Annotated in this window: 14 protein-coding genes; 8 read left to right on the forward strand and 6 right to left on the reverse strand. The window is 63.0% G+C overall.

Going from position 1 to position 14,616, the window contains the following annotated elements; translation table 11 throughout:
- The 4 genes from sufC (at position 1) to OQE56_RS06915 (ending at position 3,965) form a co-directional block, all read left to right on the forward strand.
- Positions 1–771: a Fe-S cluster assembly ATPase SufC gene (sufC, locus tag OQE56_RS06900; RefSeq protein WP_267222819.1), complete on the forward strand. Its 771-nt coding sequence runs from the start codon at positions 1–3 to the stop codon at positions 769–771.
- Positions 768–2,087 carry a Fe-S cluster assembly protein SufD gene (sufD, locus tag OQE56_RS06905; protein ID WP_267222821.1) on the forward strand — a complete coding sequence of 440 codons (1,320 nt, stop codon included), beginning with the start codon at positions 768–770 and terminating at the stop codon, positions 2,085–2,087. The genes sufC and sufD overlap by 4 nt, the downstream gene beginning before the upstream one ends.
- Before the next feature lie 35 nt (positions 2,088–2,122).
- Positions 2,123–3,370, forward strand: coding sequence for an aminotransferase class V-fold PLP-dependent enzyme (locus tag OQE56_RS06910; protein WP_267222823.1), 1,248 nt, complete (start codon positions 2,123–2,125; stop codon positions 3,368–3,370).
- 88 nt (positions 3,371–3,458) lie between these two features.
- A complete protein-coding gene (locus OQE56_RS06915) occupies positions 3,459–3,965 on the forward strand; it encodes a DUF3291 domain-containing protein (protein ID WP_267222825.1) in 507 nt (168 codons plus the stop codon).
- Between the two features lie 24 nt (positions 3,966–3,989).
- Here OQE56_RS06915 and OQE56_RS06920 read toward each other — a convergent pair whose 3' ends face one another.
- The 3 genes from OQE56_RS06920 to OQE56_RS06930 form a co-directional block, all read right to left on the reverse strand.
- Positions 3,990–4,271: a putative hemolysin gene (locus tag OQE56_RS06920; protein ID WP_267222826.1), complete on the reverse strand. Its 282-nt coding sequence runs from the start codon at positions 4,269–4,271 to the stop codon at positions 3,990–3,992.
- 169 nt (positions 4,272–4,440) lie between these two features.
- The gene (locus tag OQE56_RS06925; protein ID WP_267222827.1) at positions 4,441–6,480 is read right to left on the reverse strand and encodes a M13 family metallopeptidase; all 2,040 of its coding nucleotides are present in this window, start codon (positions 6,478–6,480) and stop codon (positions 4,441–4,443) included.
- Between the two features lie 173 nt (positions 6,481–6,653).
- Positions 6,654–6,839 (reverse strand): hypothetical protein, encoded by a 186-nt coding sequence (locus OQE56_RS06930; RefSeq protein ID WP_267222828.1) that lies wholly within the window; start codon positions 6,837–6,839, stop codon positions 6,654–6,656.
- Between the two features lie 198 nt (positions 6,840–7,037).
- Here OQE56_RS06930 and OQE56_RS06935 point away from each other — a divergent pair, with 198 nt between their 5' ends.
- From OQE56_RS06935 to OQE56_RS06950, 4 genes are all read left to right on the forward strand, one after another.
- Positions 7,038–9,866, forward strand: coding sequence for a TonB-dependent receptor (locus OQE56_RS06935; protein ID WP_267222829.1), 2,829 nt, complete (start codon positions 7,038–7,040; stop codon positions 9,864–9,866).
- Between the two features lie 26 nt (positions 9,867–9,892).
- Positions 9,893–10,903 (forward strand): YncE family protein, encoded by a 1,011-nt coding sequence (locus OQE56_RS06940; protein WP_267222831.1) that lies wholly within the window; start codon positions 9,893–9,895, stop codon positions 10,901–10,903.
- Between the two features lie 273 nt (positions 10,904–11,176).
- Positions 11,177–11,725 carry a GNAT family N-acetyltransferase gene (locus OQE56_RS06945; protein WP_267222833.1) on the forward strand — a complete coding sequence of 183 codons (549 nt, stop codon included), beginning with the start codon at positions 11,177–11,179 and terminating at the stop codon, positions 11,723–11,725.
- Positions 11,722–12,042 carry a non-heme iron oxygenase ferredoxin subunit gene (locus tag OQE56_RS06950; protein WP_267222835.1) on the forward strand — a complete coding sequence of 107 codons (321 nt, stop codon included), beginning with the start codon at positions 11,722–11,724 and terminating at the stop codon, positions 12,040–12,042. Before OQE56_RS06945 ends, OQE56_RS06950 begins: the two co-directional genes overlap by 4 nt.
- A 61-nt stretch (positions 12,043–12,103) precedes the next feature.
- Here OQE56_RS06950 and OQE56_RS06955 read toward each other — a convergent pair whose 3' ends face one another.
- From OQE56_RS06955 to OQE56_RS06965, 3 genes are read right to left on the reverse strand one after another with little or no spacing between them, the layout of a single operon-like run.
- Positions 12,104–12,901, reverse strand: coding sequence for a MipA/OmpV family protein (locus OQE56_RS06955; RefSeq protein ID WP_267222837.1), 798 nt, complete (start codon positions 12,899–12,901; stop codon positions 12,104–12,106).
- A gap of 11 nt (positions 12,902–12,912) precedes the next feature.
- Positions 12,913–13,854, reverse strand: coding sequence for an efflux RND transporter periplasmic adaptor subunit (locus tag OQE56_RS06960; protein ID WP_267222839.1), 942 nt, complete (start codon positions 13,852–13,854; stop codon positions 12,913–12,915).
- Positions 13,851–14,615: an ABC transporter ATP-binding protein gene (locus OQE56_RS06965; protein ID WP_267222842.1), complete on the reverse strand. Its 765-nt coding sequence runs from the start codon at positions 14,613–14,615 to the stop codon at positions 13,851–13,853. Before OQE56_RS06965 ends, OQE56_RS06960 begins: the two co-directional genes overlap by 4 nt.
- Position 14,616: the final 1 nt, after the last annotated feature.

The raw sequence follows: 14,616 nt of genomic DNA on the forward strand, positions 1-14,616 counted from the left end.
ATGCTGAAGATCGAGAACCTGCACGCCCGCGTCGAGGGCAAGGACATCCTCAAGGGCCTCACGCTCACCGTGAACCCGGGCGAGGTGCACGCGATCATGGGGCCGAACGGCGCCGGCAAATCCACGCTGGGCAATGTGCTGTCCGGCCGCGACGGCTACGAAGTGACCGAGGGCACCGTGACCTTCAACGGGGTCGATCTGCTGGCGCTGGAGCCGGAAGAGCGCGCCGCGGCCGGTATGTTCCTGGCGTTTCAGTACCCGGTGGAAATCCCCGGCGTGAACAACACCTACTTCCTGCGCGCAGCGCTCAACGCGCAGCGCAAGCAGCGCGGTGAGAAGGAACTGGATTCCATGCAGTTCCTCAAGCTCGTGCGCGAGAAGCTGAAGATCATGCAGATCTCCGACGAGCTGCTGCATCGCGCCGTGAACGAGGGCTTCTCGGGCGGCGAAAAGAAGCGCAACGAAATCTTCCAGATGGCCGTGCTGGAGCCGAAGCTGGCCATCCTTGACGAGACCGACTCGGGTCTCGACATCGACGCACTCAAGCAAGTGGCGCAGGGCGTGAACGCGCTGCGCTCGGCCGAGCGCGGGTTCCTGGTGATCACCCACTACCAGCGCTTGCTCGACTACATCGAACCAGACTTTGTGCACGTGCTGGCCGACGGCCGCATCGTGGAAAGCGGCGACAAGACGCTGGCGCTGAAGCTGGAAGAACACGGTTACGCCTGGGTCGCGGATAAGGATCCCGTACTGACCGGAGCCTCGGCATGAGCGAGCCGCAGCGCACGCCATTCGTCGATTCGCTGCTGGAAGCGGCAGCGCAGACGAGCTTGCCCGGCAGCACCATCGGCTGGCTTGACGCGGCACGCCGCGAGAACCTTGAGGCCTTTGCCGCCGCGGGCTTGCCGGATACGCGCATGGAGGCGTGGAAGTACACCGCGCTGCGCGCGCTGGGGCAGCGCCGGTTTGCACCGGGCGACGCGCAGGCAGCCATGCGTGACGTCGATGCATCGGCCTTCGCCTTGCCAGGCATCGACGGTCCGGCGCTGGTATTCGTCAATGGCGTGTTCCGTGCCGACCTGTCGCGCACCGAAGCACTGCCTGCGGGCCTGAGCCTGCTGCCGCTGTCGCAGGCATTGCAGGGCGACGCGGAACCGCTGCGTTTTGCGCTGTCGCGTCATTACCGCGAAGGCGGCGACGTGTTCGCCCGTCTCAATGCGGCCCTGGCCGGCGACGGTGTCGTGCTGCGCGTGGCCGCTGGCGCCAAGATCGCCGAACCCGTGCACCTGCTAATGATTGGCGCTCCGGCCGAGGACGCTCTGGCGTGGCATGTGCGCCATGTGATCGAACTTGGCGAGGGCGCCGAGCTTTCGCTGATCGAGCATCATGCCTCCGGCGGTGACCAGCAGCATCTCGGCACGCAGGTGGCCGACGTCGTGCTGCGCGAAGGCGCCAAACTGCGTCACGTCACACTGCAGGACATCGCCGCGAGCAGCACGCTGGTGCGTCACAACCAGCTTCAGTTGGATGCCCGGGCACAGGCTTCGCTTTATGTGCTCGAGCTGGGCGGTGCGCTGGTTCGCCACGATCTTCATGCAACCCTGGTCGGCGACGAGTCGCGGCTGGATACGCACGGCGTATTCGTTCTCAACGGCCGCCAGCATGTGGACACCCAGATGGCCATTCGCCATCAGGGCCTCAACACCGCTTCCCATTCGGTCTGGCGCGGCGTGGCCGACCAGCGTTCGCGCGGCGTGTTCCGCGGCGCCATTGTGGTGGCGCAGGGCGCCGATGGCAGCGATGCCAGTCTGAGCAGCAAGAACCTTTTGCTGTCCGGCCAGGCCGAAATCGACACCAAGCCCGAGCTGGAAATCTACGCGGACGAAGTGAAGGCGGCGCATGGCGCCACGGTGGGTCAGCTCGACGAGCGCTCGCTGTTCTACCTGCGTTCGCGCGGCATTCCGTTGACCGAGGCGCGGGCGATGCTCACCGCAGCCTTCTGCCGTGCGGTGTTCGAGTCGCTGCCGGACGAGCGCCTGCGCGAGCACCTCAATCACCAGCTGATGGCTCACCTGCCTTCTGCGTAAGGCAGGGCAGCCGGCAATAAGGCGAAACGAAACCGATGAACGCACAGACCAAACCGAGCCCCACCGTTTTCGACGTGCAGAGCATTCGCGCCGATTTTCCCTTGTTGTCGCGCACCGTGCACGACAAGCCGCTGATCTATTTCGACAACGCCAATACCAGCCAGAAGCCGCTGAGCGTGATCGAGGCGGTGGATGAGCACTACCGCCTGCACAACGCCAACGTATCGCGCTCGGTGCACCAGATCGGCGAAGAGGCCACCGCGGCGTATGAAGGTGCACGCGACAAGCTGGCGCGCTTCATCAACGCTACCTCGCGCAACGAGCTGGTACTGACCTCCGGCACCACGCAGTCGATCAATCTGGTCGCCTACAGCTTCGCGTTGCCGCGACTGAAGGCGGGCGACACCATCCTCACCACGCAGATGGAGCACCACGCCAACATCGTGCCGTGGCAGCTGGTGGCCGCACGTGCGGGCGCTACGGTGAAGCCGGCGCCGATCGATGAGCAGGGCGAGCTAATTCTCGAGAAGTACATCGAGATGCTTACGCCGGACGTGAAGCTGGCGTGCGTCACTCATGTATCCAATGTGCTCGGTACCGTGAACCCCGTGCGCGAGATCGCGAAGGAATGCCGCAAGCGCGGCATTCCCTTGCTGGTGGATGGTTCGCAGGCGGTGCCGCATCGCCCGGTCGACGTGCAGTCGCTGGGTTGCGATTTCTATGCGATCACCGGCCACAAGATGCTCGCACCCACGGGCACCGGTGCTCTGTGGGCACGCAAGGAGCATCTGGAGGCGATGCCGCCATTCTTTGGCGGCGGCGAGATGATCCGCGAAGTGCGTTTCGACGGCACCACCTTTGCCGAGCCGCCGCACAAGTTCGAGGCAGGCACGCCGAATATCGCCGGATTCGCCGGTGTCAGCGCGGCCATTGACTACTACGCATCGGTTGGCTTCGAGGCCATTCATGCCTGGGAGCAGCAGTTGCTGACCTACGCCACGGAGCGTCTGCGTGAAATCCCGGGCCTGCGCATCTTCGGCGAGGCCAAGGAGAAGGAGCCGGTGATCTCGTTCCTGATCGAAGGCGCACAGGCGACCGACCTGGCTACCTTGCTGGACCTGCAGGGCGTGGCCGTGCGCTCCGGCCACCATTGCGCCCATCCGCTGATGCAGTTCTATGGTGTGCCCGCCACGTTGCGTGCCTCGCTGGCGTTCTACAACACCCGCGAAGAGATTGACGCCTTCATCACCGCGCTGCTCAAGGTGCGCAAGCTGTTGATGTAATGACCGGCCTGGGCCGATAGCACATCGGCCCGTTGAGAACGTCCATGGCTGCCCCCAACGACAAGCTCATGTCCCTGGGAGGTCAGCTATGGAAGGTGCCTGGCAGTTGGCTCAGATGAACATTGGCACCCTGGTCGCGGATGCGGACGACCCGGTGGTGCAGCCCTTCATGCATGCGTTGGCGGAGATCAATGCACTGGCGGAAGCCAGTCACGGATTCGTGTGGCGTCTGAAGGATGACAGCTCGAGTGGCGCCACCAGCATTGCCGTTGCTGCCGACCCACGGTTGCTGGTCAATATGTCGGTCTGGGAAAACGCCGAAGCGCTGTTCGAGTTCGTCTATCGCAGCGCGCATACCTCGATCATGGCGCGCCGGCGTGAGTTCTTTACGAAGCCGCCAGAAGGGCGCGCCTATCAGGTGCTGTGGTGGGTGCCGGCTGGCGCGGAACCCACCGTTGCCGATGGCCTTGCCAAGTTATGGCATCTCGATCGCTTTGGGCCGACGCCTCTGGCCTTTACCTTCAAGCAGCGATTTGCGCCGCCGGGTGACACGCAGGCGGTCACCGGCGAGCCGCGTCTGGTCAGCGAAACCTAGGCCGCGCCTCGGGCGGCGATGCCATCACGACTTGCTGTCTTTCGTGGTGGACGCGGGCATCGGTACGCACGTGTGGTCGCGGAACAGTGCCCACTCCTCGCATTCGCGACCATCAGGGAAGATGCAGATGCCGCCTTCATTGCCGGCGGCATCCTTGCGCATGTCGAGATTGCCGCCCAGCTTTTCACAGTTGACCGACGCGGGATTGGGCAAACCCACCAAGGCGGGGGCGGTTGGTGCGGCGGTTTGTTGCGTGCTGCACGCGGCGAGCAGGGCGACCATCAGGGCGATCAGCGCGGTTTTCATAAGCCATCCTTGAGTTGAGTGCTTCACCATAACCGGACAGGCGTCATGAGGATGTCGGAGTTTTCCACTGCGAGCAGGCAGTGGGTGATGGCGCATGAAAAAGGCCCGTGGTTGCCCACGGGCCTTTTCGTTTTGCGGCATGACGGTGCCGCCGGAGCGGCACGGGGTTTTACCAGATCTTCACCTGCTTATCGCCGTCGCGCACCATCTTGTCGCCGGCCTTGCACTGGAACGCCTGGGCGAACGCGGGCATGTTCGACGGAGCACCGATAGCGCGGAACTGCGCCGGTGCGTGCGGATCGGTGTTGAGCAGGGTGAGCTGCGCTTCCGGACGAATACTGCCGCGCCACACGCGCGCCCAATTGAGGAAGAAGCGCTGGTCCTGCGTGTAGCCGTCGATTTTGGTCTTGGCTTCGGCCGGGTTACGGGCCAGCGCCATTTGCAGCGCGTCGTAGGCGGCATTGAGGCCGCCGAGGTCGCCGATGTTCTCGCCCATGGTCAGCTTGCCATTGACGAACTTGCCCGGCAGCGCCTCGTAGCCGTTGAACTGCTCCGCCAGCTTGTCAGTGCGCGCGTCGAAGGCCTTGCGGTCGTCGTCCGTCCACCAGTTGCTATTGTTGCCCTGCGCGTCGAACTTGCTGCCCTGGTCGTCGTAACCGTGGCCCATTTCATGGCCGATCACCGCGCCAATGCCGCCATAGTTGAGTGCATCATCGACCTTGGCCGAGAAGAACGGCGGCTGCAGGATGGCGGCGGGGAACACGATCTCGTTCTTCTGCGGGCTGTAGTAGGCATTCACCGTTTGCGGCGTCATGCCCCATTCGGTGCGGTCCACCGGCTTGCCGATCTTGTCCACCATATAGGCGTAGTTGAATTTGTCGGCCGCCTGGACGTTTTCGAAATAGGTGTTGGACGGCTTGATGGTGAGGCCCGTCCAGTCGCGCCACTTGTCGGGGTAACCGATCTTCGGCGTGAAGCTGGCCCACTTCTCCAGTGCCTTCTGCTTGGTGGCGTCACTCATCCACGGCAGATTCTCAATGCGTGTCTTGTAGGCAGCGCGAAGGTCCGCCACCAGCTGCTGCGCGCGTGCCTTGGATTCCGGCGAGAAGGTCTGCGCCACGTACAGCTGGCCAAGTGCCATGCCCATGCCGCCTTCCACCGCATCGAGCGTGCGCTTCCAACGCGACTTCATCTCCTTCTGGCCGTTGAGCGTCTGCGCGTTGAACGCAAAGTCTTCCTGCTGGAACGGCGTGGACAGGTACGGGGCCGCCTCGTCGATGGCGTGGAAGCGCAGATACGCTTGCCAGTCACTCACCGGCAGCTCGGCCAGCATCTTGTCGAACTCGGCGAAGAACTTCGGCTGAGACAGCGAGAAGCCGTCCTTCACATTGGCACCTTGCGCCTTGAAGAATGCAGCCCACTCGAAGTGCGGCGTTACCTTGTCGGCATCGGCCATGCTGACATAGTGATAGCGATTCTCCGGCTGGCGCAGCTCGGTCGGCACCAGCGAGGCGGCAGCCAGGCGCGTTTCCAGCGCCATTACGGCCTTGGCCTGCGCCTGTGCGTCAGCCTCGCTGACGCCCACCAGCTGCAGCGTGCGCGCGATGTGCGCGACATAGGCGGTGCGGATCTTTTCGAAATCCGGCTTGCTGTAGTAGTCCGCCGTGGGCAGGCCCAGACCACCCTGGCCCGCGTAGGCAATCTGGCGGCTGGAATCCTTGAAATCAGGGCTACCGTAGAAGCGGAACGCGGTGGGGTTGCCCTGGGCGTAGCTCTGGGTGATGTAGGCGACGATGTCGCCGGTGTTCTTCAGCGCATCGATGCGCGTCAGTTCCGGCTTGATCGGATCGTAGCCAGCCTTTTCGATGGCGGCTTCGTTCATGCCCGAGGCGTAGAAGTTGCCGATCTTCTGTTCGATGGAGCCAGGCTTGGCGCTGGCAGCATCGTTAGCGACCTTTTCAACGATGCCGTGCTGCACGTTGAGGCTGTCCTCGCGCAGCGCATCGAACGAACCCCAACGCGTGCGGTCGGCGGGAATCGGGTTGGCCGCAAGCCATTTCGCATTGACGAATCCGTTGAAGTCATTGCAGACATTCTTGGCGGCATCCAGCTCCTTCACGTCGAACGAGCCATTGGGGGCGGCCTGCGCAGCCATGCACACTGCCATGCCGACCGCCAGCGCGAGCGGTTTCATCATGCGGTACTTCATGTGGATCTACTCTCCCGATGTCATTGGCGCTGCGACCAGGCTATCCGGCCGGCAGGCCTTTTGCGTTGATCACTGAGGCTAGTGATCGCAGGAGAATGCGGCACAGTGTCGAAGGTCATGTTGGCGTAAGCTTCGCGCCGTGCCTGTGGGTCGCTTCGGCACCGCGGGACAGGTCAGCGATCGGTCTTGTTGCACAGCCGGCCGATGTGCGTCTCGACCACTCCGGTCTGCAGATCGAAGTGAAACGCACACGCGTGCTCAAGCAGCATGCTACTGCCGGTATGCGTGGCGTTCGTATGGAGGCCAGCCGCCATGTGGGCGGCGGTATCGCGATCATCCTCCGCGATGGGAATGCTCAAGAGCGATCATTCGCTGGCTTGCCGCTGAATACGGTGACGAATGGTGCGCGGGGCACCCACTTCCTTACCGATAGGTAAGGCACCTGCATCCAGATGGTCATAGCCGCTCCCTAAGGTACGTGGAATGACAGCGCATGCCCGTCGCCCGGCGGCATGACGCAAGACCGTATCCGCGTTCATTTACCTAAGGGTTTTCCCATGGCAGCAAATCGTGCAGGCAGCATTCTCGTGGGCGTTGCCGCGTTGACAGGTGCAAGCCTGGCACACGCAGCCGGCTCCGCTTCTCTCAAGGGCGTGGTCGAAAGCGAGCATCATCCGGTGGCTGGCGCACAGGTGACGTTGAGCGAATTGAACCGCAGTGTGGTCACCAGCAAGGACGGTGAATACGTACTGGACGGTATTGAACCCGGCAACTACAACCTGGTGGTAAGTGCCGATGGACAGGCGCCGGTGCAGCGTCAGGTCGCCCTGCGTGGTGACCAGGCCATTGAACAGGATGTGGAGTTTGGCGGTGCGGCCACGACGCTGCAGGCGCTGAAGGTGACGGCGCAGACCACGCCGCTGGAGATGGCCCGCAGCATTCAGCAGGATGCTCCCAACCTGGTGAACGTGCAGCCCGCCACCGAAATTCGCAAGCTACCCGATGTGAATGCCGCCGAAGCCGTGCGTCGTGTTCCGGGCATTTCGCTGGAAAGCGACACCGGTGAGGGTCGCTTCATCAATATCCGCGGCCTGGACGCCGACCTTAATGGCGCCACGTTTGACGGCGTACGTCTGCCGCCGACCAACCCTGCGTCGCCCATGGGCGGTGGTCGTGCGGTGGCCTTCGACTCGATCCCCACGGGTCTGATCGGTGCCATCACCGTGACCAAGACCAATACGCCGGATCAGGATGCGGAAGCGCTGGGCGGCGCGATCGAGATCACGCCGAAGCAGGTACCGCCGGGCAAGGATCATTTCCTCGAGGTGGAGCTGGGTACCGGTTTTGAGAACCTGCGCGATACGCCGATCAAGGATTACCAGGTGACCGGCGGCAGCCGCTTTGGGCCCGGCAATGCCTTCAGCTTTATCGGCACCGTGGCCTACTACGAAGACAAGCGTGGCGTAGACGATATCGAGGGTTCTTACGCGGACGACCAGGCCAACGGTACGCCCGGCAAGGTAATGAACGACTTCGAGCAGCGCTATTACCAGTACCACCGCCGTCGCATCGGTTACGGCGGCGAGCTGAACTACCAGCCGGACGATGACAATCGTTGGTACGTACGCTACTTCAAGGCGGGCTATACCGAGTCGGTGAACCGTCAGCGCGTTACCTACAACATGTTCGCTGGCGGTACCGGTTCGGTGACGGTTGATCCGTCCAATCCGAAGGGTTTCATCGATCCCAACGTCACCTTTGACAAGTCGCTGCGCGACGAGCGGGAAACCATTGCTACACGCGTCGCCTCCATCGGCGGCGAAAACCATTTCCAGAGCTTCAAGATCGATTACCTGCTGGCCGCAACCTACGGTACATACGATAAGCCGCACGACTACAACAGCACGTTTGCCAACCCCAACACTTACACGGTGGCTTACGACAACATCAGCGATCCGCGCTACCCGCGCTTCAACGCGCTCAACGGGAATCCGCTGGATCCGTCGGCTTATACGTTCTCCGATTTCCAGAACAGCACGGAGCACGATCACAATCAGGAATACAGCGGCGCGTTCAACGTCACCATTCCCACCAGCTGGTTCGAGGGCAGTGACGAGAACGTCAAGTTCGGCGTAAGCGCACGCAAGCGTGATCGCCACAGTGAGATCACGCGTTTTGACGGCGTGCCGCCGGCATTGCCGATGACGCAGTTCATCTCCGGCAAGCCGGTGACGTTCTACGACGGGCACTATCAGAACGGCCCCAACCTGTATGCGCCGGGCTTGCGCGACTTCTATGTGGGCAACCAGGGCTTGTTCCCCGAGGCGGATCCGCTGGCCGATCAGCAGGCCGAGGCGCAGGGTGTGTCCAACGGCAAGGAAGGCGTTTACGCCGTGTACGGTCAGTATCAGTTCAAGCCAGTCGACAAGCTCGACATTCTGGCTGGCGTGCGCTGGGAACGCACGGTGGCGACCTACGGTGGCAACCAGGTGCTGCTTGATCCGAATACGGGCACGTTTGTGGGTGCGACGCCGATTTCGGTGGGCCACAACTACAACAACTTTTTCCCGACCGTGCAGCTTCGCTATGCGTTCACGGAGACGTTGATTGGCCGTGCGGTCTACTCCAAGACCATCGCTCGTCCGGGCTTCAACCAGGTCACCACCTCGACGTTGATCGATCCGTCGTCAGACAGCGTCACGCAGGGCAACCCGAACCTCAAGCCGACGACCAGCGACAACTTCGATCTGTCGCTGGAGTACTACCTCGACAATGGCGGCATCGCATCGGTGGGCATGTTCGACAAGGAGTTGAGCAACTACATCATCAACAAGGAGGAGAGTGGCGTAACGTTCCCCAACAACGGATTGTTCGCTGGCTTCACTGGGGCAGCCAAGGTCTACACCTTTGCCAACATCAACGATGCGCACGCACGCGGCATCGAGCTGAACTACCAGCAGAAGTTCACCATGCTGCCGGGCTGGCTGGCCGGGTTCGGCATGGGCGCCAACTACACCTACGTCGATTCCAGCGGTGAGATCCGCCCGGGTGATCATTCGCAGTTGCCGTCGACCTCGCGCAACACCGGCAACTTCATGGTGTTCTACGACCTGGGTGGCTTCAGCGCAAACCTTGGTGCGTACTACGTCAGCAAAGACATCTTTGGTGTCGGCAGTTCGTCGGCCACCGACGTGTGGTCGCAGCCGCGCTTCTCGCTGGACCTTGGTGCGACTTACACGTTTAACGACCAGTGGTCGGTGTTCTTCAACGCCAAGAACCTCACCAATACGCGTCTGAAGTTCACCGAAGGCCCGGCCGCCGATCGTCCGATCCAGCGCGAGTTCTACGGCCAGACCTATATCGCTGGCGTCCGCTTCAAGCTCTGACCTCTTTTGATCCCCAGGAATTTTGTATGAAGAAGACTTCTCTTCGCTGGATGCCGTACGCGCTGTGCCTGACGGCTGCACTGTCCGCACCTTCCATGGCCGCCGCCCCCGACATGCCTTACGCCGTGAGCCAGCACTACGCGCTGGGTGGCGCCGGTGGCTGGGACTACCTGAGCCTTGATGCCGCCTCTCACCGCCTGTTCATTGCCCGCGACGATCGCGTGATGGTGGTTGACACCGTCTCTGGCAAGTTGCTGGGCGAAGTGCCGGGCATGCAGCATGCGCATGGCGTGGCGTTGCTGCCGGCGAAGCACCAGGCGTTCGTTAGCAACGGTCACGGCGACAACGTAACGGTGGTGGATACGGATGCGCTCAAGGTCACCGGCCATATCGCCATCAGCGGCAAGGATCCGGACGCCATCGTGATCGACGATGCCTCTGGCCACCTGCTGACCATGAATGGCCATAGCAGCAACATCAGCGTGATCGATGCACAGGCGGGCAAGGAGTTGGCGACCATCGCGGTGCCGGGCCGTCCGGAGTTCGCCGTTGCCGACGGCGCTGGTCAGCTGTTCCTCAACCTCGAGGACAAGAACCAGTTGGTGCGGGTGGATCTTGCCGCGAACAAAGTGCTGAACGTGTGGTCACTGGCGCCGTGCGATGGCCCGACCGGCCTGGCGATGGACAAGGCCAATCACCGCCTGTTCTCCGTGTGCGCCAATGGCTGGATGATCGTGACGGACGCCAACGACGGCCACCAGGTGGCCAAGGTGGCGGTCAGCAAGGATCCGGACGCCGTGGTGTACGACGCGCAGCGCAAGGTGGTGCTGAGCCCGGGGGCAGAAGGGAAGCTCAGTGTCGTCGCGCAGGACGATGCGGATCACTACCACCTGGTGGGCAACTTGCCGACGCAGCCGAGCGCACGCACGCTTGCGCTCGATCCGCAGACGCACACCGCCTACCTCGCCGCTGCGACGGCGTCCGCCAAGGGCAAACCGGTGGAAGGCTTTGGCGTGCTGGTGGTGAGCCCGCGCTGAGTGGGTCTTTCGGCGGCAGGTGCGAGGCCTGCCGCCGAAACTGTCAGAGCATGGCAAGGCTTGTGCTTTTGCTCGTCGTTCCGGCGCAGGCCGGAACCCAGTGACGGCCAGGTTGGGTTGTCGCGACCGCATGTAGGGCGACGATGGATTGCGCGACAAGCGAACCGTGACGCCACTGGGTTCCGGCCTGCGCCGGAATGACGAAGGTGGAGCGTGGAGCCAGGGCACCCTTATGGTGATGCCCGGAGCAAAGGCACCCGCTATCATCATGCGATGCCAAGTCTTACCCATCTCACGTTCCGCGCCGCGACTGTCCACGACGTTGCCGCCATCGTCACCCTCGTCGAGTCCGCGTATCGCGGCGAATCCGGCCAGCGTGGCTGGACCACTGAAACTCACCTGCTCGACGGTCAGCGTACCGATGCCGAAAGCGTCGAGGGGCTGATCGGCCGCGATGGCAATATCATCCTTCTCGCTGAGCAGAACGGCGAGCTGGTGGCCTGTTGCCACGTCGAACGGCAAGACGCCGCCGGTTATTTCGGCATGTTTGCGGTGAACCCTGTCTTGCAGCGAGCAGGCCTCGGCCGTGCGGTGCTGGCGGAAGCCGAGCGTGTGGCGAAGAAGGAATGGCAGGCGACGTCGATGCGCATGTCGGTGATCGAGCAGCGCGAAGAATTGATTGCCTGGTACGAGCGCCGCGGTTACCAACTTACCGGTGAGACGCGCCCGTTCCCTTACGGGCAACCACGCTTTGGCGTTCCGCGCCGCGACGATCTGCGTTTCGTATGGATGAGCAAGCCGCTGCACGAGGTGGCGGCATGAATCTGGCCGACTGGATTTTTGTGGGCACCCGTAGCGAGCTGCTGCCTGGCGAGTTCAAGGTGGTATGGGACGGCGACACCGCCATTGCCGTGTACAACATCGACGGCGATCTCTACGCCATCGAAGACGTGTGCAGCCACGATGGCGGCGAACTGGCCGGCGGCGATCTGCATGGTTTCGAAGTGGAGTGTCCGAGGCACGGCGCGCGTTTCGATGTGCGCAGCGGTGCGGTCACCTGTCCGCCGGCCTACGAGCCGATCGCCAGTTTCCCGGTGCACGAAGTGGACGGCCAGATCTGGACGCGTGACGACCGGTGAGGCGATGAGTGAGTGAAGAGCGCCTTCTCTCGTTTCTCACTCCTCTTCACTTACTTCTTCTCTACAACCTGTAGACGAACGCCAGGGTCGTCGTCAGCTGGTTGCGCGAACCGTACACACGAACCAGCGGGCTCTCCGCGGCCTGACCCAGCAGGCGCGTGTAGTTGATGGCGATGGCGAAACCGGTGTGCAGGCTGGTGGGCATGTAGGCGTCGTATTCGAAGGCCATCTGCTGGCTGCCGGCGCCAGGGGACCACGCGGTGATGTCCAGTTTCGCAGCCTGTTCGGGCGTGACACCAAAGAAACGCCGCATGGCGGGGCCGTTCATCGCCTGCCACTGCACCTGCAAACTGTGGTTGAGGTAGCCGATGACTGGTAGATCGTAGTCGGCATACACGTCGAGATAGGCGCCTTCGCCCTGCGTGTCGTGACTCAACGTTGTGCCGAAGCTGAGCTGCGCGGTGGCCTGGTATTCGAGATAGCCACCGGCATTGATACGCGGGCCGAGCGAGTCGATGACGCCGCCGAGTTTCGGTCCGAGCTCTTCTCGGTCACGGCCCCACATATAGTTGCCGTACAAGCCGCCGCGCCATTTGTCCCCGTGAATCAGATCGACGGTCAGGCCGTCGAGCGTCGACAGAGTGATGTGCCAGGGAAGCTCGGCCTGAATATAAGGCACGGCCTGATTGCGATGGTCTTTCGAGCCAATCCACGCCGGCATGCGCTGTATGCCAACGCCGAACAGGTCGTTGGGGCCATCGGTCGGGTTGTCCGCCATTGCGCCTGCCGAAGCCGTCAGCGCCAGCATCATGGCGGTGGCGCGCATCCATGATGCGGGCAGGGAACGACAACGGCTCATGCGGGTGCGACTCAGGCGCCGGGTTTGGCCGGTGCGGCAGCGTTGTTGGAGGTGAACTGGACGATGACGCGCTGGCCGATGCGCAGCGACGGCGGCGGCGGCTGATCAAACACCAACACGCATTCCACCGTGCGGGTATTGGCGCGGATCAGCGGATCTTCTTCCAGCGCGCTGGGGCCGAACACGGTGCCGATGCGCCGTACGTGCGCGCCCAGCAGGGGTGCGCCGCTGCCGCTGTCATCCATCACCTGGGCCGCCATGCCCTCATGCACGGCGCTCACGAACGATTCGTTGAGTTCGGCGCGCACGATGCGGGGCAGTTCCGGAAGCAATACAAAGGCCGGGCCGCCCTGCGGCGATACAGCGGCGCCGGGCTGAATGTTGCGTTCCACGATCTGGCCGTCGAGAGGCGCCACCAGGGTGCGTTGAGCCAGTTCGTAGCGGGCGGCGTCCAGCTTCTGGCTCGCCATGGCTTCGGAGGCGCGCGCATTGTCGAATTCGCCCTGGAGTTGCTGTGCGGCATCCTTCGCATCATCCGCGCTCTGGCCGTCGCCAGCGCCAGCGGCCGCCGCGGCGGCAAGTCGCGTCGAACGCTGCTGTGCGGCCTTGAGGCGAACTTCCAGCACTCTGCCTTGTGCCTGAGCCTGCTTCAGCTCGGCTTCCGCGCCACTGACAGCCAGTTGTGCGGGCCGGGTGTCGAGCACGGCCAACACCTGGCCTTTGTGCACGTGATCGCCTTCACGCACCTTGATCTCTGCCACGATGCCGTCGCGCGGCATGCTCAGCTTGAGCATGCCGCCTTCGATGTCGACGCGACCGCGAGCCACCGCGGCATAGGCGGGTGCCGCTGCTGTCGCCGCGGCATTCTTGCCGGCGTCGTTTTGCGAGCAGGCAGCCAGCAGCGACGAAGCAAGGGCCAGGACGAGCAGCGGATAGAACGGACGCAAGGTCATGCGGAAGATCCCTCGAGGCCTGACGTTGGCGTCGATGTTTGAGATGGCACACGGTCGCTAAGGATACGGCCATCCTCCATGGCCAGCACGCGGTCGGAGTGCCCGACCAGCCGCGGGTCATGACTGACGCATAGCACCGTGGTGCCGTGCGTGCGGGCGATGCGATGGAGAATGTCGATAACGATCTGGCCGTTGGCAGCATCGAGCGCGCTGGTCGGCTCGTCGGCGAACAGCAGGTCCGGCTCTTTGGCCAGGGCGCGGGCAATAGCGACGCGCTGCTTCTCGCCACCGGAAAGCTCGGACGGCCGAAGACCCATGCGCGGTCCCATGCCCACCTCTTCCAGTGAGGCTATGGCGCGGCGGCGTGCCTCGGTGGGTGAGAGGCCCAGGTAGCTCAGTGGCAGCTCCACCTGTTCCAGCGCATTGAGCGCAGGGAACAGGTTGAAGCCCTGAAACACAAAGCCGGTGTGCAACAGGCGAAAGCGTTCGACGGCGCGCGAATCGAGTTGGTTGAGGTCCTGGTCGAGCGCAATGACGTGGCCGCCATCCGGGCGCTGCAATCCGCTGAGGATCGCCAGCAGCGTGCTCTTGCCGCAACCGGAGGGCCCGGAGATGAGCGTGAGTTCACCTGCGTGCACATCCAGCGTGAGATCGTGCAGCACGGTGCTGCGGATATCGCCGGACGCAAAGGACTTGCTGACGTTGCGCGCTTGCAACGACACCGTAGGTTTGAGTTGAGGAACGGGTGACGCGTGATTCATC

Origin of the sequence: Dyella silvae, from assembly GCF_026421305.1 — a bacterium.
GTDB classification, from domain to species: domain Bacteria; phylum Pseudomonadota; class Gammaproteobacteria; order Xanthomonadales; family Rhodanobacteraceae; genus Dyella; species Dyella silvae.

Excerpts from the sequence above, each read along its gene's own strand:
- sufC (WP_267222819.1), top strand. The coding sequence starts at position 1 with ATGCTGAAGATCGAGAACCTGCACGCCCGCGTCGAGGGCAAGGACATC.
- sufD (WP_267222821.1), top strand. The coding sequence starts at position 768 with ATGAGCGAGCCGCAGCGCACGCCATTCGTCGATTCGCTGCTGGAAGCG.
- OQE56_RS06910 (WP_267222823.1), top strand. The coding sequence starts at position 2,123 with ATGAACGCACAGACCAAACCGAGCCCCACCGTTTTCGACGTGCAGAGC.
- OQE56_RS06915 (WP_267222825.1), top strand. The coding sequence starts at position 3,459 with ATGGAAGGTGCCTGGCAGTTGGCTCAGATGAACATTGGCACCCTGGTC.
- OQE56_RS06920 (WP_267222826.1), bottom strand. The coding sequence starts at position 4,271 with ATGAAAACCGCGCTGATCGCCCTGATGGTCGCCCTGCTCGCCGCGTGC.
- OQE56_RS06925 (WP_267222827.1), bottom strand. The coding sequence starts at position 6,480 with ATGAAGTACCGCATGATGAAACCGCTCGCGCTGGCGGTCGGCATGGCA.
- OQE56_RS06935 (WP_267222829.1), top strand. The coding sequence starts at position 7,038 with ATGGCAGCAAATCGTGCAGGCAGCATTCTCGTGGGCGTTGCCGCGTTG.
- OQE56_RS06940 (WP_267222831.1), top strand. The coding sequence starts at position 9,893 with ATGAAGAAGACTTCTCTTCGCTGGATGCCGTACGCGCTGTGCCTGACG.
- OQE56_RS06945 (WP_267222833.1), top strand. The coding sequence starts at position 11,177 with ATGCCAAGTCTTACCCATCTCACGTTCCGCGCCGCGACTGTCCACGAC.
- OQE56_RS06950 (WP_267222835.1), top strand. The coding sequence starts at position 11,722 with ATGAATCTGGCCGACTGGATTTTTGTGGGCACCCGTAGCGAGCTGCTG.
- OQE56_RS06955 (WP_267222837.1), bottom strand. The coding sequence starts at position 12,901 with ATGAGCCGTTGTCGTTCCCTGCCCGCATCATGGATGCGCGCCACCGCC.
- OQE56_RS06960 (WP_267222839.1), bottom strand. The coding sequence starts at position 13,854 with ATGACCTTGCGTCCGTTCTATCCGCTGCTCGTCCTGGCCCTTGCTTCG.
- OQE56_RS06965 (WP_267222842.1), bottom strand. The coding sequence starts at position 14,615 with ATGAATCACGCGTCACCCGTTCCTCAACTCAAACCTACGGTGTCGTTG.